Source organism: uncultured Hymenobacter sp. (assembly GCF_964242765.1).
GTDB lineage: Bacteria > Bacteroidota > Bacteroidia > Cytophagales > Hymenobacteraceae > Hymenobacter.
The window spans coordinates 1-17,975 of record NZ_CAXTBM010000028.1 but is presented as its reverse complement, the minus strand read 5'-3'; the positions used below and the strand labels follow the sequence as shown (position 1 = coordinate 17,975).

General features: G+C 54.4%; 18 protein-coding genes. 7 read left to right on the top strand and 11 right to left on the bottom strand.

What is annotated here, in order from left to right; all coding sequences use genetic code 11:
- Positions 1-68 precede the first annotated feature (68 nt).
- Positions 69-881 carry a DUF547 domain-containing protein gene (locus ACFE7X_RS13190; protein ID WP_375436139.1) on the top strand — a complete coding sequence of 271 codons (813 nt, stop codon included), beginning with the start codon at positions 69-71 and terminating at the stop codon, positions 879-881.
- A 35-nt stretch (positions 882-916) separates the two neighbouring features.
- Here ACFE7X_RS13190 and ACFE7X_RS13185 read toward each other — a convergent pair whose 3' ends face one another.
- Positions 917-1,366 (bottom strand): RES family NAD+ phosphorylase, encoded by a 450-nt coding sequence (locus ACFE7X_RS13185; RefSeq protein ID WP_375436138.1) that lies wholly within the window; start codon positions 1,364-1,366, stop codon positions 917-919.
- A 12-nt stretch (positions 1,367-1,378) separates the two neighbouring features.
- Positions 1,379-1,831 (bottom strand): antitoxin Xre/MbcA/ParS toxin-binding domain-containing protein, encoded by a 453-nt coding sequence (locus ACFE7X_RS13180; protein WP_375436137.1) that lies wholly within the window; start codon positions 1,829-1,831, stop codon positions 1,379-1,381.
- Positions 1,832-1,952: 121 nt separating this feature from the next.
- Between ACFE7X_RS13180 and ACFE7X_RS13175 the strand changes: the two genes are divergently transcribed.
- A complete protein-coding gene (locus ACFE7X_RS13175) occupies positions 1,953-2,498 on the top strand; it encodes an RNA 2'-phosphotransferase (RefSeq protein ID WP_375436136.1) in 546 nt (181 codons plus the stop codon).
- Positions 2,499-2,600: 102 nt separating this feature from the next.
- Positions 2,601-3,284: an HD domain-containing protein gene (locus tag ACFE7X_RS13170; RefSeq protein ID WP_375436135.1), complete on the top strand. Its 684-nt coding sequence runs from the start codon at positions 2,601-2,603 to the stop codon at positions 3,282-3,284.
- Between the two features lie 40 nt (positions 3,285-3,324).
- Here the strand turns inward: ACFE7X_RS13170 and ACFE7X_RS13165 are convergent, their stop codons facing one another.
- Positions 3,325-4,923, bottom strand: a complete 1,599-nt coding sequence (locus tag ACFE7X_RS13165; RefSeq protein ID WP_375436134.1) for an OmpA family protein — start codon at positions 4,921-4,923, stop codon at positions 3,325-3,327.
- Positions 4,924-5,226: 303 nt separating this feature from the next.
- Here ACFE7X_RS13165 and ACFE7X_RS13160 point away from each other — a divergent pair, with 303 nt between their 5' ends.
- The 4 genes from ACFE7X_RS13160 (at position 5,227) to ACFE7X_RS13145 (ending at position 11,530) form a co-directional block, all read left to right on the top strand.
- Positions 5,227-5,469 carry a hypothetical protein gene (locus ACFE7X_RS13160; RefSeq protein WP_375436133.1) on the top strand — a complete coding sequence of 81 codons (243 nt, stop codon included), beginning with the start codon at positions 5,227-5,229 and terminating at the stop codon, positions 5,467-5,469.
- Between the two features lie 146 nt (positions 5,470-5,615).
- Entirely contained in the window at positions 5,616-8,210 is a 2,595-nt protein-coding gene (gene gyrA, locus ACFE7X_RS13155; RefSeq protein WP_375436132.1) for a DNA gyrase subunit A, read from the top strand.
- A 171-nt stretch (positions 8,211-8,381) separates the two neighbouring features.
- Positions 8,382-9,524, top strand: a complete 1,143-nt coding sequence (locus tag ACFE7X_RS13150) for a tetratricopeptide repeat protein (RefSeq protein WP_375436131.1) — start codon at positions 8,382-8,384, stop codon at positions 9,522-9,524.
- Positions 9,525-10,564: 1,040 nt separating this feature from the next.
- Positions 10,565-11,530: a hypothetical protein gene (locus ACFE7X_RS13145; RefSeq protein WP_375436130.1), complete on the top strand. Its 966-nt coding sequence runs from the start codon at positions 10,565-10,567 to the stop codon at positions 11,528-11,530.
- A 185-nt stretch (positions 11,531-11,715) separates the two neighbouring features.
- Here ACFE7X_RS13145 and hisIE read toward each other — a convergent pair whose 3' ends face one another.
- The 8 genes from hisIE to ACFE7X_RS13105 all read right to left on the bottom strand — a co-directional run.
- Positions 11,716-12,357, bottom strand: coding sequence for a bifunctional phosphoribosyl-AMP cyclohydrolase/phosphoribosyl-ATP diphosphatase HisIE (gene hisIE / locus ACFE7X_RS13140; protein WP_375436129.1), 642 nt, complete (start codon positions 12,355-12,357; stop codon positions 11,716-11,718).
- 94 nt (positions 12,358-12,451) lie between these two features.
- On the bottom strand, positions 12,452-13,210 hold the full coding sequence (gene hisF, locus ACFE7X_RS13135; protein ID WP_375436128.1) for an imidazole glycerol phosphate synthase subunit HisF: 759 nt from the start codon (positions 13,208-13,210) through the stop codon (positions 12,452-12,454).
- Between the two features lie 87 nt (positions 13,211-13,297).
- Positions 13,298-14,014: a 1-(5-phosphoribosyl)-5-[(5-phosphoribosylamino)methylideneamino]imidazole-4-carboxamide isomerase gene (gene hisA / locus ACFE7X_RS13130; RefSeq protein ID WP_375436127.1), complete on the bottom strand. Its 717-nt coding sequence runs from the start codon at positions 14,012-14,014 to the stop codon at positions 13,298-13,300.
- A 96-nt stretch (positions 14,015-14,110) separates the two neighbouring features.
- Positions 14,111-14,698, bottom strand: coding sequence for an imidazole glycerol phosphate synthase subunit HisH (gene hisH / locus ACFE7X_RS13125; protein ID WP_375436126.1), 588 nt, complete (start codon positions 14,696-14,698; stop codon positions 14,111-14,113).
- A gap of 153 nt (positions 14,699-14,851) precedes the next feature.
- Positions 14,852-15,964: a bifunctional histidinol-phosphatase/imidazoleglycerol-phosphate dehydratase HisB gene (hisB, locus tag ACFE7X_RS13120; protein WP_375436125.1), complete on the bottom strand. Its 1,113-nt coding sequence runs from the start codon at positions 15,962-15,964 to the stop codon at positions 14,852-14,854.
- 89 nt (positions 15,965-16,053) lie between these two features.
- A complete protein-coding gene (locus tag ACFE7X_RS13115; protein ID WP_375436124.1) occupies positions 16,054-16,818 on the bottom strand; it encodes a tRNA(His) guanylyltransferase Thg1 family protein in 765 nt (254 codons plus the stop codon).
- Positions 16,805-17,257: an AAA family ATPase gene (locus ACFE7X_RS13110; protein WP_375436123.1), complete on the bottom strand. Its 453-nt coding sequence runs from the start codon at positions 17,255-17,257 to the stop codon at positions 16,805-16,807. The genes ACFE7X_RS13115 and ACFE7X_RS13110 overlap by 14 nt, the downstream gene beginning before the upstream one ends.
- Positions 17,258-17,264: 7 nt before the next feature.
- Positions 17,265-17,975 (bottom strand): pyridoxal phosphate-dependent aminotransferase (locus tag ACFE7X_RS13105; RefSeq protein WP_375436122.1); only part of this gene is annotated, 711 nt, incomplete at its 5' end.

Genomic DNA, 17,975 nt, shown 5'->3' with positions numbered 1-17,975 from the left:
CAACAAACTGTTTAGGCTGTTTCTTTCGTAATACCTTTGCGCCGGTAACCCACCCTGTTTTTTCTTCTATGAAGCAATTCTCCCGTTTGACTTCTCGCCTAGCTCTGCTATCCTTATTGGCTGCTACCTCGGCCTGCCAAAGCGGCTGCGCCTACGTGCGCTACTTTACGCCCCTCAACCCAAGTTCCAAGAATGCTTCGCCCGCCGATCATAGCACCTGGGACGGCCTCCTGAAAAAGCACGTCGATGCGCAGGGAATGGTTAACTACCAGGGGTTTCGGCAGGACAGTACCACCCTCAACGCCTACCTGAAAACGTTGTCCGAGCATCTGCCCGCCGATAAATGGACGCCGGACGAGCGGCTGGCGTACTGGCTGAATGCCTACAATGCCTTCACTATTCAGCGCGTGATTCGGGCGTATCCGGTGAAGAGCATCAAGGACCTGGGCGGCGACAAAACCCTGGTGAATACGGTCTGGGACCAGAAATTCATCAACCTCGACGGCGACAAGTTGACCCTCAACGACATCGAGCAGCGCATCATTCGCAAGAAATTCGATGACAACCGCATTCACTTTGCCCTGGTGTGCGCCGCCATGTCGTGTCCGCGGCTGCGCAATGAGGCCTACGTGGGTAGCCGGCTCAACGCCCAGCTAGAGGATCAAGCCAACGGCTTCGTCAACAACCCCCAGAAAAACCAGCTCACGCCGCCCGACCAGCCGAAGGTGTCGGCCATCTTCAACTTCTATCCCGGCGATTTCAAGAAAAATGGCAGCGCTTCCGTACAGGAACTTGTCAACCGCTACGCCACCCAGAAAATCAAGCCAGATGCTCAACTCGGCTACCTGGAATACGACTGGGCGCTGAATGAACAGAAGTAGGAAGCGTAAGTCGATGATTCACTTGGTAAGGCTCGTCACTTAAGCCTTGGGTCGAATGGGTGGGGCTCCAGCGACACGATGCGCAGTTTGCCGTGGTCGGGGTGGAGGGGGTTGAGCAGGTAGTTCCATTCGTTCGGGGCCTGGGCGGAGGGCACTCTCATCAGCCAGTACTTCCCTTCTGCCAGCCATTCCCGGGTAAGCAGCGCCAGTTCTTGGGGGTAAGGAATATCCATCCAGTTCGAAGGCAAAGCGGCAGCTTCCAGCACTTTGGTAGCCGTATGGTCGGGCACTTCCAGCGTGAGGGCAAAATAGGAGCGCGGTAGGGTGGCCGCATTTACCAGTACCTCGAGTTTAGCTAGCGAAAGGTGCTCGGAGGTATAAAGAATCCGGGTGCCCTTTTCGTGCCAACGCCCCGCATAGTAAAGCCCACCCTGCCCCGATACATCCTGAAGGTAGGGCTGTTTACCTAGTCGATAAAGTAGCATCAGCTCCCCAACTCAGGAATAAATACCGTGTTGAATTCGTCCTAGCACGTCGTGCACCTGGTCGCGCCCGATGGCGGAGTTAAGCAGTTCTTTGGGACGGACACCGCCCAAGGCCGCGTTAGGAGTGGAAAGCCAATGGTTGAAATCAGTCTCGTCCTCAAACACTTCCAGTCCTTTCAGCAGCACGCCCGAGAGCTTAATGGCCTTTTCACTTTCGTCGCGGGTGAGGGGCCGTTGCGACTGTTCCCGGCGGGCCAGGGTGCTTTCCGAAATATCGAGCACCGCACTGATTTCTTTGTTGGAGAAGCGAAGATGCCGTTGCAGGGCTCGTAAGGCCTGTATTGGCAGGCCTTGCACGGCCACAGTCAGCAAGTCTAGCTCGTTGTGTACGGGCAGCGCAATAACGGCGGTACCCCCCATCAGGTCCACCATGGTAGCTACGGGCGTTTTGCGCAGAACAGTCATTTGCAGGTTATAAGATCGTCATTTGACGGTAAGATACGAAAGTAACGACAAAGGCTGCACGCCTAATTCCGGGGAATTTTCATGGCCTTCAAGTTCTTTGCCGTCTAAGTATGTTTGCGCCATGAATCCTGCCCGTGCCACTCGCTTGAGTAAGTTTCTTAGTCTGCACCTGCGCCACCGCCCCGAGGCGTTGGGGTTGACGCTGGCGGCAGGTGGCTGGGTAGGAGTGGAGGACTTGTTAGCCGCGGCCGCTCGCCACGGCCAGCTCATCAGTCGCGCCGAACTCGGTGAAGTGGTAACCGGTAGCGACAAACAGCGTTTTGCCTTCGATGCCGAGGGCGGTCGTATCCGGGCGCAACAGGGCCACAGCGTGCCTGTTGATCTAGGCTTGGTGCCCGCAACGCCGCCGGTTGTGCTCTACCACGGCACCGTGCCCGCCGCCTTGCCCGCTATCCGCCGCGACGGCCTGCTGAAGATGCAGCGCCACCACGTTCACCTCTCGCCCGACCAGCAGACGGCCCGGCGCGTGGGCAACCGGCGCGGCCCCGCAGTACTGCTGGCCATCGATGCAGCCGGTTTGCACGCGGCCGGGCATGTATTTTACCAATCCGGCAATGGTGTATGGCTTATTGCCCAGGTACCCCCGCAGTACTTGCGCGAGTTGTAAAACGACCAAGCTACCATAGGAGGGAGGCAAATTTCTCAACTCAAAGTTGTTGCTTTGTGTAACCGTCTCATGGTGGGATGGCCGCGTTTTTCTTTGCTGCTTTTGAACGACCACGATCTTATAAAGCGTACCGCCGACTTCGTCCGCGAGAAATTTCTGCACGAAGGTTCCGGCCATGATTGGGAACACATTCGCCGGGTGTGGCAGGTGGCCCGCGCCCTGGCCCGCGACACCCCGCACGCCAATCCGCTTGTCACCGAACTTGGCGCTCTGCTGCACGACGTTGCCGACTGGAAGTTTCACAACGGCGACGAGGAAGCGGGCCCGCGGGCTTCGCGGGCTTGGCTGGAAAGCCAGCAAGCCGAGGAACCCGTTATGCAGGCCGTGGAAGTTATCATCCGGGAAATCAGTTTCAAGGGCTTAGGCGTGGCCACGCCCATGAGTTCAGTGGAGGGGGAATTGGTGCAGGATGCCGACCGGCTCGATGCCATTGGGGCCATTGGCGTAGCGCGGGCCTTTGCCTACGGTGGGCACAAGGGCCGGCCTTTGCATGATCCGGCCATACCGCCCATGGTGCACGAGTCGTTCGAGAGTTACAAGCAAAACACGGCACCTACTATCAACCACTTCTACGAGAAGCTGTTGCACCTGCGGGAGCGGCTCCACACGCCCGCCGCCCGTGAGGTAGCCGAGAAGCGCCACGCCTTTATGGAACAGTTTCTGACGCAGTTCCTGCTAGAGTGGGAAAGCAAGGACGTGAAGGCTGGGCCACAAGAAAAGCCCTGATCTGCGGATTAGCGCTTTCTCTTATGCTTACGCTAAACTTCTACTGTTGCTGGTTGCGTTTAGCGCGAAACTTTTGGCGCACGTTGTTGATCCAACGTCCTACCTTGGTGCGCTGACGTGGCTTCCGCTGCCGTACTTGCTGCGGGGCATTCAAGCGGGCCAACTTGGCGGCCCGCGCAGCGGAGGCGGCAGCAAGAGCTGTTTTAGGTTGGAGGGGTGTTTGAGGCTCGGCTAGGAGGGGCCCGGATTTGGAAACCACTTTAATACTGAGGCGGCGGTTGAGGGCGCGGCCGACCGGCGCGGCATTGGACGCTACGGCATAGGCTTCGCCGTAGCCAATAGCTTGCAAGCGGCCCATCGAGATTCCTTTTTCGGCCAGAGCCCGCATAGCGGTCTGCGCCCGCGCATCGCTGAGGCGTAAATTCTTTAAGCCATCTCCGATGCTGTCGCTGTAGCCGCCAAACAGGATTTGAGCGCGGGGGAAGGTTCTTAGAATGGCTGCCAGGTTGTTTAGTTGCTGCTGCGATTCGGGCGTAAGCGTGGCGGCGCCCGATTTGAAATACACCCGGTCAACGTTGATCCAGCCCGTGGCGGGGTTCAACGAGTCCACTCGGCGGTGGGCATCGGCCAAAAAACGATACAGCTGGTACTCAGTTGAGTTCATACCTACGCGCTGCGTGCTGCCATCGGCCAGCGTAATAATCAGGGGCTGGCCCGTATGGTAGATGTAGGTATCGGTGGCGGCATCGTAGTGACCGGGAGGTGTCTGCGCGTTCAGGGAGGGCGTAGGGGAACCCGTTTCGGCTATGGCGGAGGTAGTTGCCGGGGCATTGCTGGCCGTATAAGCTACGGGAGTGTCTTGTTCAGGAAAGGCGGTTTCGTTGGCAGCAGGAAGCCATTGGAAAAGACCGTAGCCAATTGCAAGCACTGGAAAGAGCAACAAGGCCCATTTCCAGTGGTGCAGCTTGTTCAGATACGAGCCTAGCAGGGTCCGTTGCTTCGGTATAAAGATGCTGCCCCCGCCCACATTAGCCCAGTCACCGGCGCCGGCTTCAAACTTGGGGGTAGGTTGCGAAGTGGGCGGCGGAACAGCGCGGCGAGTAGCTGGATTCACCGTGGCCGTTACCCGCTCACTTGGCGTTGGGTGGGACTGGGCGCTGGGGATAGGCGACTGTTGTTGCAACCAGTTGCTTAAGCCAGCGGCATCCAAGTGATGCTCGGCAGCATGTTTGCCAAGGCCCCCCAACACGGCGGCCACGGCCACTTCAAGCACTAAATTGAACGACGCCAACGGCAGGCCCGCCTTTATGGACATGCGGAACGTAGTGGATTCGTACCTATCGTTGAGCAGGCCTTGCAGTAACATCACGCCCCGCCCGTGCCAGCTGGCAATGTCGAGCTTATCGAGTTGAGTTAGCACCTGATTCTCCTGCGCCTGCCGCGTAAGGTCCCAAATGGCCTCTACCCCATGCGGCCGCGTCATCCGTTCCGTGAGCATGGTAACCACCCACGGAATCAACTGGGCCAATGCCTGCTCAACCAAAGTAGTGCTCTTGCCGACCATGGCACTCAATTGACTGATATGCTCTGGAGTCAGGCAGCCGTTAACCACTTCAACTACTGTTTCATCCTGCTTCATGGCCATGGCCTTCTTAAACACGTTTCACTTTACCTATACGACGTATTGGTTTTTATAGAACAACCCTATAATCATACCAAGTATTTAGTGGATGCTACGCTTGAGAGTTAACAGACGCCCTTCAAAAAACCACCGTCAGCGTTAGCATGTTTTGCCAGCCCTACTACGCAGCCCAAGGAAGAGTGTTTACAGTCTGGTGCTTAAGCGGGAATTGATATGGTTAAAACAGTCTTTTCACCTGGGGGCCCGGTAGGAACTTAGCACCGGGTAGTTGGCTGCTGGTAACTGAATATCTTTACCCCCATGAAATTTTTCCGACTCTTCTCGCGGCGGTATTGGCCGCTGCTTTTGCTGGTTGTAGTAGCTTCGTGCCGCTCCTGCCCAATTGTATCCTGCCATACTCGTAAGGTGCATTTCCATGATGGCGTGAAGTACCGGGGGCAGCCTATCTTCAAGAAACAAAACCCGGCTATCGGCGAGAAAATCAAAACCTATAACCCCAAATCGGGCAAGCATAAAGCCGATAAAAGCAAGTCGATACGCTGAAGGCAACGCCCACAACAGAGCACCTGAATCGGGGCGGAAGCTAGGAAAAACGGGGTTTTTTACGTATCTTGCTGCCTAAACGCAACCATCATTCACGGGGCCGGAACTGCCATTAAAAGCAGCGGCCGGCCGACTAAGTTCTCCCTATGGCGGAAGGCGAAAAGATCATTCCGATTAACATCGAAGACGAGATGCGCGGCGCCTACATCGATTACTCGATGTCGGTTATCATCTCCCGGGCGTTGCCCGACGTGCGCGACGGCCTCAAACCCGTACACCGGCGTGTGCTTTACGGCATGAGCGAGCTGGGCGTCTCGTACAACAAATCCTACAAAAAAAGCGCCCGTATTGTGGGCGAAGTACTGGGTAAGTATCACCCGCACGGTGACTCGTCCGTGTATGATACCATGGTGCGCATGGCCCAGGACTGGAGCCTACGCTATCCGCTCGTTGATGGGCAGGGTAACTTCGGCTCGGTTGACGGCGACTCACCAGCCGCCATGCGTTACACCGAAGCTCGCCTTAAACGGCTGGCCGACGAGATGCTGGGCGACCTCGACAAGGAAACAGTTGACTTCCAACCCAACTTCGATGACTCGCTGGAAGAGCCCAGCGTCATGCCCTCGAAGTTTCCGAACCTGCTTGTGAACGGCACGACGGGTATTGCCGTGGGCATGGCCACCAACATGCCGCCCCATAACATGACGGAAGTGGTGAACGGTATTGTGGCCTACCTCGACAACTCCGACGTTACCATTGCCGAACTCATGGAGCACATCACCGCGCCGGACTTTCCGACGGGTGGTACCATCTACGGCTACGAGGGCGTAAAGCAAGCTTTCGAAACGGGCCGCGGCCGGGTAGTTGTGCGGGCGAAAGCCCACGTCGAAACCCTGGACAGCGGCAAAGAGCAGATCGTGGTTACCGAAATTCCCTACATGGTGAACAAGGCCTCGATGATCGAGAAAACCGCCGCCCTTATCAACGAGAAACGCATTGAAGGCATTGCCGATCTGCGCGACGAGTCGGACCGGGACGGGATGCGCATTGTGTACGTGCTCAAGCGCGACGCCATGCCCAACGTGGTGCTCAACCAGCTCTACCGCTACACGCAGCTCCAGTCCTCGTTCGGCGTCAACAACGTGTGCCTGGTAAAAGGGCGCCCGATGACGCTCAACCTCAAGGAACTCATTCACTACTTCGTTGAGCATCGCGCCGATGTAGTGGTGCGCCGCACCCGCTACGAACTGGCTGAAGCACAGAAGCGGGCCCATATCCTGGAAGGCTTACTTATCGCCCTCGACCACTTAGACGAGGTGATTGCCCTGATCCGGGGTTCCCGCGACGGTGAAGTGGCCCGGGCGCAGCTTATCGAGCGGTTCTCGCTAAGTGAAGTGCAAGCCCGCGCTATCCTGGATATGCGTTTGCAGCGCCTCACCGGCCTGGAGCGCGACAAAATCGTGCAGGAGTACGACGAGCTAATGAAGCTGGTTGACTACCTAAAATCGGTGCTGGCTTCGGAAGATCTGCAACGCCAGATTATTCGCGACGAGATGGTGGACATCCGCGAGCGGTACGGCGATAAGCGGCGGACCATGATCGAGTACGCCGGTGGCGACTTCAGTATGGAAGACATGATAGCCGACGAGAGCATGGTGATTACCATCTCCAACGACGGCTACATCAAGCGCACCGCCTTGGCCGAATACCGGACGCAGGGTCGGGGAGGAGTAGGGGCCCGGGGGGCGGCTTCCAAGCAGGACGACTTCACCGAGCACCTGTTTGTGGCCACCACCCACGAATATCTGTTGTTCTTCACGGAGTTGGGCCGGGTGTTCTGGCTGAAAGTCTACGAAGTACCCGAAGCCGGCAAGGCTGCCAAAGGTCGTCCAATTCAGAACCTAATCGAAATTCCGCGCGAAGACAACGTCCGTTCGGTGCTGAACGTGCGCGGTTTGCGCGACCCGGATTATCTGGAGAATACGTATTTGATGTTCTGCACCGAGCAGGGCACCGTGAAGAAAACGCCGCTTGAGGCGTACTCCCGGCCCCGTACGGCCGGTATCAACGCCATTACCATCAACGAAGGCGACCGGCTGCTCGACGTGCAGTTGACCAGCGGTAAGTCGGAAATAGTGGTAGCGTTGCGCTCGGGTCGGGCGGTGCGATTTTCCGAAGAGAAAGTGCGCTCCATGGGTCGTACGGCCGCCGGGGTACGCGGCATCACGCTCTCCGATGAGCAGGACCGGGTGGTAGGCATGGTGTGTATTGCCAACGACAGCCAGGAAGAGTTGCTGGTTGTTTCCGAGAATGGCTACGGGAAACGCAGCCCGCTCGAGGAATACCGCATCACCAACCGCGGCGGCAAAGGTGTGCGGGCGATGAAGATCACCGAGAAAACCGGGGCCTTAGTAACCATCAAAGCCGTTTCGGATTCCGATGATTTGATGATCATCAACAAGTCGGGTATCACGATTCGGATGAGCGTGGCCAAGGAACTGCGTTCTATCGGCCGGGCTACCCAAGGGGTACGGCTGATACGTTTAAGCAATGGGGACGCTATTTCGTCGGTGGCCAAAGTTGCAGCCGAAGACGAAAAGGAGCTAGACGGCGAGTTAGTCGTTGATGGCACGACCCTTGCCAATGGTGAAAACGGGGATGCGGCCACCTCCGCGGAGGTTGTGCCAGACCCGGATGAATTAGAAGCTCTTACTGATCCAGACACGCTTAGCGATAACTAAGCGTTGTTTTTCTAGCGTGGTGGCAGGAGGAAGGCCGACTTGAAAGTGAAGCGTCGGTGTTTCTTCTGCCACTCCTAAAAGCTACAGAACCGGCAAGCTGAACTTCGCGCCGGTTCTTACGGTTTGTTCAACAATTCCTTTCCACATCCACATTCTTCACGAAAAAACCCCATGAAGAAGATTATTCTGACGCTTGTTGCTGCGGCAGCTCTCACTTCCGCTTCGGCCCAGAATTCGGCGGTCACCAATGCCATTCTAAATCAGAAGCAAGGCTTACTTGACAAAGCCCGCACCGACATCGACAAAGCCATTGTAAACGAGAAAACCTCGACCAAGGCCAAAACTTGGTTTACGCGCGGCGAAATCTACGATGCCATGGCCACCAACCCCATCTATGGTAAGTCATTACAGCCTGGGGAAGGCACCAAGGTGGCATACGAGTCGTACAAGAAAGCCATTGAACTCGATGGCAAAGATGGGGAGTTCGGCAAGCAAGCCACTGCCAAGCTCGATAACCTGTACGGGTTAGCCCTCAATGCTGGTGTAGAGAACTACAACGGAAAGAAGTATGATGAGGCGCTGGCTTCCTACAAAATGGCGCAGCAGATTCGTCCACAGGACACGACGGCGTATTTGTATGCCGCGTATGCCGCCGAAGCTAAGGAAGACTTCGCTAGTGCGAAGCAGACGTATGCTCAGTTGCAGGGCATGAACTACAAGTCGCCGCAAATGTATGGGCGGATGCTACAAATTGCCCGTCAAGAGAAAAACGAGCAGGAAGCCATGAAGGTGGTCGAGCAAGCCCTGAAAGCATATCCCAACAACAAAAGCTTTATGCTGGAGGAGTTGAATATGTACCTAAGTGCTGGCCGTGGTAAGGAAGCTATCAGCAAAATCGAAAGCGCCATTGCGGCCGACCCAAAGAACTCCAACTTATATGCGGTGCTTGGCTCGATTTACGACCAGGACAAGCAACCCGAGAAAGCGCTGGCCGCTTATCGGAAAGCCGTAGAGGTTGATCCCAACAACTTCGACGCCAATTTCAACCTTGGCGTTTATAACTACAACAAAGCCGCTGACTTATATACTAAAGCCAGTAAAATGGACTTGGCTACTTACCAAAAGAGCGGTAAGAAGTTTGAAACCGACGGCAAAAAGTATTTCACGGATTCCGTGCCATATTTCGAGAAAGCTCTGGCCATCCAGCCTGATGACCGTGCTACTATTACGTCGCTGGGTAAAGTATATGCCAAGCTCGGTCGCTCAGCTGATGCCGAGAAAATGAACGCTAAGCTTGATGGGTTGAAGAAGTAGCCAATTCCTTAAGAAGGGGATAGATGTTAAACTAGCCCGTGGTCATTAAAAGGCCACGGGCTAGTTTTTGAAAAGTCTACTTAACATAATATAAATTATAAGACAAATGATCTGGTTCTTAGGTCGCTTAGCTACATGTCGTTTATCGTTCCTCAAGTCGTTGTCTTGTTCTATGAGACTAGCTAGTGGCATGACAAATAGATGAAGGTTCGCGTTAAATTCTAAGCTATGGATATCCGAGTCCAGCTGAGATACTGAGTTTAAATGTTGCTCATTGAATTCTGGTGATGATTAGAGCAGCTACGTTTCGGGCTAAACGAAAGTCTTTTTGTTTGAAGCCTAATTTACCTAGCCTACTGAAGCATTTCATCTGTTGTGGCTGATGTAATGCGAATTATTAAAGTCCATGCCTGTGAACTTTCAAGTGCAGTTGGAATGCAATACCATGTGATGAATAGTCTAATAAATATGATGACGCGTTAGCAACCGCTACATAGAACAAATAGATTATGAGGTTTAAAAGAGTGCACTGTTTAGCGTAAGCATTCTGCTCGTCGATGGCGTAGTGCCGCAGCTGTTATGGATTACGGTGATATGATGAGGCTGAAATTTTAGACCTAGTTGAGGGGCATATTGAAATACAAAATGTTTAAATATCTCCTATCCTATTGTCAAGCCTGTTTATACACGTTTTCGACGTTATAAGCCTACATGAAGTAAAGACAAACAATTTATCAATAAGTGACAGTAAATCGTACGAGGGCCAATTCAAGAGCCTTATGTCACCTTTCAATTAGCCTCCCCTAGCCCCCGGCCCCGGTTATTAGTTTGGTATAAAAAATATTGTATTTGGTTTAGCAGTATTATATATCATAGTGGTGCATAGTGTATGTTAGATAAGAAAAAAATATATCTTATAAAGTACATAAAAGCACAAAAAGTATTAGAAAGTACAACTTTTATGAGCTATTTTATACTTTAAGCTACTTTTACATACTTTTTATTCTTATACTTGCCTCTCACTTAATCCTTATCTTTTTATGCCTAAGACCATAGACTACCCCCGTACCAGCTATCAAAGCGCATGGGAGGTATCCGAGGTAGTTGATGATACTGGAGGTAAGTGCTCTTTGGAAACTTGTGCCCGCAAACTCAATCGTAAGGTCAGTGGCTCCTTTAAGGCTATACTTGGCTCAGCAGTTAAGTTCGGGTTACTGACAAGCAAACGAGAGTTGCTTACCACAACCAACCTGTTTCGCCGGATAAAGCATGCGTATGACAAGCAAGAAGAAACGCTATATCATCGCGAGGCATTCCTGCACCCACCGCTCTTCACTCAGATATGCCGTAAGTTTCGCAATCGGGAACTTCCGGTACATATGTTCGACATCATGCTCATCCGCGAATTTGGTGTGGAAGAGATAAATGCTCAGAACGTAGCTAAAGCCTTTGTGGAAGGAGCGCGCATGACCGGCATTATCGATGAACGAAACGTTATTGCCGATATAGATCAGTTAGCAGCCCAACAGGGGCCACGGCGTGAACTAGCCAGTGGAGAAATGCCCCTGAACTTGTTTAAGAGTTCAGATAAAACTAGAGCAACCCCAGAGTCGGAGTCTGCTTCTACTAACTCCACGAATGTAGCACAACCTGCATCAGATGATTTAGACTCTGAATTTGAAAGCAACGGAAGCCCTGGTAAATCTTCCATCAGGCCTTTTGTACCGGCGCCTCCAATAAGTAGAGCTAATGCCGCCCCCGAGAGCGACGACTCAGACCCATATCTGCGCTGTTTGGACTACACCAGTCAACTCAAACGCCAGCAGCTAATAAATCACCTGAGCCTGAGCCTGCGTCAGAGGTATATAATAAATCAGCACCTAATACCCCTCCGCCGTCGCCCCCTAAGGCGTCTCTACCTTCACCTGCCCCAAAACCGGCAACCAATGTATCTGCGACACCGCCAGTATCTTTGGTTAACTCGTCGGGGTCTCCAAGCTTCATGATCCATATCAGCGGCCCGGGCCTCGATACCCAACTCCATATCCAGGATACCGACGACTTGGAAATCGTGCGCATCCTCATAGAAAAGATTCGCAAACAGTTGAGCTAACAAATAAATGTAGGTACATAAAACAAAAAGGCCCGCCGGTTAGCGGGCCTTTTTGTTTTCAACTTAACAATGGCTTGCTTATTCCTCCCGGCGCACTCCCTGCGAAATGGTGCTGTGCCGCTGCCGCAATACATCCACAACGTTTTCCAGCGAGAGGCCGGAGGCTGTGAGCAATACCAACAAATGGTAAAGCAAATCGGCAGCTTCTCCTGGTAAACCGTCGCGGTTGCCAGCTACCGCGTCAATAACGGTTTCGACGGCCTCCTCTCCTACTTTCTGGGCGATTTTGGGAATGCCTTTGCGAAAAAGAGAAGCGGTATAGGAGTTCGGGTCCTCATCGGGGAACCGGTGACGATGCTGCACCAAACGCTCAAGTTCCGCCACGAAGCTCACGGCCGGCGCGGGATACGCCAGCTGCTCGGGCTGCTCGAAGCAACTGGTGGTACCCCGGTGGCAGGTGGGACCATCGGGGGTGGCCAAGATCAGCAGAGCGTCCTGGTCACAATCGGTGGGAAGCCTGACAACCGGGAGAAAGTTGCCCCTGGTTTCGGCTTTGGTCCAGAGCCGCTGCTTGGAGCGGGAAAAGAACGTGACCCGCCCTTCTAGTTGCGTTTTGGTTAAGGCTTCTTCGTTTTGATAGCCGAGCATCAATACTTGTCCGGTCTGCGCATCTTGAACGATAACCGGCACGAGGCCGTCGGGCATTTTGGCGAAATCCATAGTTCGTTTTTCGTTGATTTGTTCTTCATCTCTCTGGTTGCTAGGTTACTGTTGAGTTTGAAAACGAACAGTGTCTAGCAACTAGAATATGAATTTAAAGGCGGACCGGGATACCGTCCTGACGGAGATGTTCCTTCAACTCGCGGATGCTGATTTCGCCGAAGTGAAAGATACTAGCCGCCAACCCGGCGTCGGCGTGGGCTTGCTGGAAGACGTGCGTGAAGTCCTGCTTGGACCCCGCCCCACCCGAAGCTACCACCGGCACGGAAACGGCCCGACTGACGGCCCCGGTCAGGTCAAGCGCAAACCCGTCCTTGGTGCCGTCGTTGCTCATGCTGGTAAGCAGAATTTCGCCAGCACCCCGGTCGGCAGCCTCTCGGCACCACTGCACGGCATCGAGGCCGGTGTTGTGGGTGCCGGCGCGGGTGTAGATCTGCCAACCATCGGGCTCGTGGAAACGGGCATCGGCGGCTACTACAATGCACTGAGAACCGAACCGCCGCGCCAGCTCGTCAAGTAGCTCCGGCCGCGCCAGCGCAGCCGAATTGATGCTAACCTTATCCGCCCCATTCAGTAGCAAGGCTTCCACATCCTGCACCGTCCCGATACCTCCCCCCACCGTGAAAGGAATATCCAGTTCCTGCGCCACATCCCGCACCAACGCCACCAAGGTGGCCCGCTTCTGGTTGGTCGCCGTAATATCAAGAAACACCAGCTCATCGGCGCCCTCCCGAGCATAACGCGAGGCCAGCGCCACCGGGTCACCCGCGTCGCGCAGCCCTTCGAAGCGCACCCCTTTCACGGTGCGGCCATCTTTCACGTCGAGGCAGGGAATAATACGTTTAGTCAGCATTAGATTCAGTTTTCGTTGTTTGAAGATTCGTCTTTGATTGCTTGGGCTTTCAAGAAAGAGGAAGCACTAGAAAACGAGTCTGTGATGCTAAAGCCAGGGCTGTAGCTCGAGTAGCGTGATTGTGCCTTCGTAGATGGCCTTGCCGATAATAGCGCCATGCATCCCGATATCCGCTAGGGCCGCAACGTCAGCAATGGTCGTGACGCCGCCGCTGGCTATGAGTTGGGCTTCGGGTAGAGCTTGGCGTAAGGCACGGTAGGTGGCCAGCGCGGGGCCTTGCAGCTTGCCGTCCTTGCTTACATCCGTACAAATAAAGGTGGTAGCTCCCGCTGCTAGGTATTGCTGAAGAAACTCCTGTAGCGTCCGCTCACTTTGTTCGGCCCACGCATTAATGGAAATGTGATTGTCGCGGAAATCAGCCCCCACAATAATCTTTTCGGCCCCAAAGGACTGAAGCCACCCTCCTACCAACGCTAGTTCCCGCACGGCAATGCTGCCTGCTGTGACTTGTACGGCGCCAGCGTCGAAGGCCTGTCGCACGGCTTCCTCACTCTGCAGCCCTCCCCCATAGTCAATCACGAGCGAGGTAGTGGCGGCTATCCGCTCCAGTACGGGCAGATTCACTGGACGCTTGGCGCGGGCCCCGTCCAGGTCCACTAGGTGCAGCCGTTTCACTCCCTGCTGCTCGAAGCGTTGGGCTACAGCTACCGGGTCGGAATCATAGGTTGTCTGCTGCGCGAAGTCGCCTTCCGTGAGGCGCACGCACTGCCCGTTGATAAGATCTATGGCTGGAATTATCTCCATTAGGTTAGTTGTGCATTGTCTTTGTGTGGAAGCAGTAGTCACTACAGGCTTCTGCTGCTAGGTACCAAGCGGCACCACAGAAGCCCCAACACTGTATTACATGGTTAAAAAGTTTTCCAGGATGCGGGTACCCACCGGGCCGCTCTTCTCGGTGTGAAACTGGACCGCATAGAAGTTCTTGTGCTGGACGGCGGCACTGAAAGGCGTGGGGTAAGCGGCCTGCGCAATGGTGTAGTCTCCTACGGGGGCGTAATAGCTATGCACGAAGTACACATAATCTTCTTCGCGCAAGCCCGCAAATAGCGGCGACCGTAGCTCCTGCAAAGTGTTCCATCCCATGTGGGGCACTTTGTAATCGATGCTGGCCGGAAAGCGCACGACGTCGAAAGGCAGGATACCAAGTAGGTCGGCGTTGTTTTCCTCACTGTGCTGCCCTAGTAGCTGCATGCCCAAGCAGATGCCGAGGAAAGGCTGGGTAAGAGTTGGCAGCAACTGATCGAGCCCTTGGGCCCGCAGTTCCTCCATGGCTGAAGCGGCCTCGCCTTCCCCCGGAAACAGGATCTTATCGGCCCGGCGAATGGCGTCGTGGTTGGCTGTCAAAGTGGCTTCTACACCGAGCCGGTCGAGCGCAAACAGCACGGACTGGACGTTTCCCCCTTTGTAATCTATTACTGCTATTTCCATGGCTTACTTATGGCGCTGAACGTTGTTTACTCATTTGTTTATACATATGGATAAACATGATTGCAGGGAGCACTCTTCGATAATTTCACCTGAATAGTACTGATGATGAGAGACTTTCCAAGCTTATCCATTTGTTTATACATATGGATAAGCCTAGAGAATACCCTTCGTGCTTGGGATTTCCATCTTACCAGCATCACGCACCAGGGCCATCTTTATAGCTTTGGCTACTGCCTTAAAAATGGCTTCTATCTTATGATGTTCGTTGGCGCCTTCCGCTTTAATGTTGAGGTTGCAACGAGCCGCGTCGGAGAAGCTCTTAAAGAAATGGTAGAACATTTCGGTCGGCATGTCCCCTATCTTCTCCCGCTTGAACTCGGCTTCCCACACCAGCCACGGACGGCCCGAAAAGTCGACGGCGGCTTGAGCCAGCACGTCGTCCATGGGGAGCAGAAATCCATAACGCGCCAGTCCCCGCTTGTCGCCAAGTGCCTGGGTGAAGGCTTCGCCCAAAGCAATAGCGGTGTCTTCTATTGTATGGTGTTCGTCGATGTGCAAGTCGCCTTCCACCTGAATCTTCATGTCGACGCCAGAGTGTTTGCTTAGCTGATCAAGCATGTGATCGAAGAAGCCCAAACCGGTATGCATCTGTGGCCGGCCGTTGCCATCGAGGTTTAACTCAATTAAAATCTTTGTCTCGTTGGTATTTCTTTGTACTACGGCAGTGCGAGCAGGCAAACGAAGGAATTGGTATATACTTTCCCAACTCATAGTAGTAAGGGCGGCTCGCTCATCGCTCTCGGCTTCGGGCTTTAGCAAGATGGCCTGACATCCTAGGTTCTGCGCTAGCTCGACATCCGTCAGACGGTCACCCAAAACGAAAGAATTCGAAAGATCATAGCCATTCCCTTCTTCCAAGTAATATTGTAACATGCCGACACCGGGTTTGCGGGTAGACAAGTTTTCGTGGGGAAAGCTTCGGTCGATGTGCTCCCGCGCAAACTCCACTCCTTCTGAGCGCAGGATATCGAGCATCATGTTGTGAGCCGGCCAGAAGGTTTCTTCGGGAAAGTTGGTGGTGCCAAGGCCATCCTGGTTGCTCACCAATACCAACTCGTAGTCTAGTTCACGGGCAATGCGCGCCAGACCGGTGATGGCTCCTGGTACAAACTGAAACTTCTCTCTGCTTAGAGAGTCTACTTGAAAATCTGTGGGCGGCTCAATCAGGATGGTCCCGTCCCGGTCAATGAAGAGAACTTTTTTCATGGAGTGAAAGATACCGCCGAGTTCAATGGTTACCCCGACGGATAGTATATAATATGGTAAAAGCCGACGGGCTACTCGACCGCCGAAAGCTACTCGACCGCCGAAAGCAAAGTACCAACCCAATGCGCGTACGCTTCTTGCAGCGGAAGCTCACTATTAGTAGCCAGCCGCCGCCGAATGGTTGCTATGGGCTGCTGGCTAACTGGATTCAGTCCTGGCTTGCTGTAGTCTTCCCAGTACAACCCGACTCCCCGCTTTTGCCAAGTGGGAAGCGTGTTGTAGTTGATGCCCGCCCCAAACAGTAAATCGTGCTTGGCAGGAGTGCTCAATCCTTTCACTTGACTGGTCGCCTCCCCTACCGTACGGCCTTGCTTGCGCAGCAACCAATAACAGTGCGCATTCAGCGAATTGCGGCCGGCATCTTCTTGCCGCCACCGGAAATAATCGAGTACGTCTTGTTGGCGGGGCAACTGAGAAATACGACAATCGAAAACGCCTACTGCCCCGAGTTGTAAAGAGAATTGAGCGGAGGCTTCGCCTGCCAGCACCGAAATGTATTTGCGCAGCTTACGCCCGAAGGTATCCTCGTTGGGATGAAGCAAAAGAGAAATTTCGTCGCTTTGGGTATACCCATACACCATTCGAAAGCCGCAGTCCAACGAGTGACGCGTGGTTTCCACCATGTAGTCCCGCATCCGTTCATCGAAGGGTGCCTCAAATGGGTGAACTTCTTTGGTCAGGCGAGTGAAGCCGCGCCCATCCAAGCGGGCCACTAAGTAGAGGCCCGGTAAGGCACAATGGTCGTGGGCGGTTTCGAATACCCGTAGCCGCGCATCTACATCATTGAACTTCATCCTGCCAATTGTTGATTTGAAATTTCTGATTGCCTAAGGCCCGCACAAAGTAAAGTTGATCGAAGCCCTCAGCGCGGGTTGGCAACTCGAGCCGGTTGCGGGTGCCCCGGATACCTCGCTCGGGAACCTGGCGCTCCGGCGGACGCTGTAGGTTACGCACTAGTGCTTCAGCAGCCACCGAGTGGAAGAAGTAGCCGACAATTTCAAAGCCAGCCGCGCGGGCAGGTTCTATGTAGGCGGCTCGTTCGGCACGGGTCGGGTTGGTGTTGTCGATTACGCAGCGCATCTGGGTTTCCAGACACAACTGCAACAGCCGCCGCTCCCGATTGCGCGTACGCAGCAGGTCGAGACTGATGCGCACGTGCGAGTGGAAGAAGCGCTGCATATAGAAAGTCGACTTGCCCGTCGCCTGAATTCCGCAGAACAAAACGAGCTGCATAGGCGGGTTAGCGCGAAGCCGGGAAGTTTTGCAGGGCCTGTACCAACTGTTCGTTTTCGTCAGTGGTGCCCACCGTCAGGCGGAGCGTGCCGGCGCACCCAGGCTGGGTGGTCCGGTTGCGCACCACAATGCCTTTGCCAAGCAGGTAGTCATAAACGGCGGTGGCATCGGGCCGGAAGCGCACCAACAAGAAGTTGGCATCAGAAGGAAATACTTCCTCGACAATATCGAGCGCGGGCAACTGCTGGGTGAGCCAGTCACGGCCGGCTAGGAGTTGCTCGCGCATCTGCCCGAAGTGCGGGGCATCCTGCAACGCCGCCAAGGCATGCTGCTGGGTAGCTTCCGATATATTATAAGGAGGCTTGATCTTGTTGAGGTAGTTGATTACTTCCGGCGAGGCGAAGGCCATGCCCAACCGCAAACCAGCCAAGCCCCATGCTTTCGAGAAGGTTTGCAGCACCACCAGATTAGGAAACTCAGCTAAGCGCGTAGTCCAGCTGGGAGCAGCGGCAAAATCAGCGTAGGCCTCATCCACCACAACCAACCCCTTGAAACCGCGCAGGATTTCTTCGATAGCCTCGGCGTGCAGCAAATTGCCCGTGGGATTGTTGGGCGAGCACAGGAACACCAACTTGGCTTGAGAGGCGAGAACTTGGGTTATGATTTCGGGCGAGAGTTGAAAGTCAGCCGTGAGCGGGACCCGCTCGATGTGCACGTC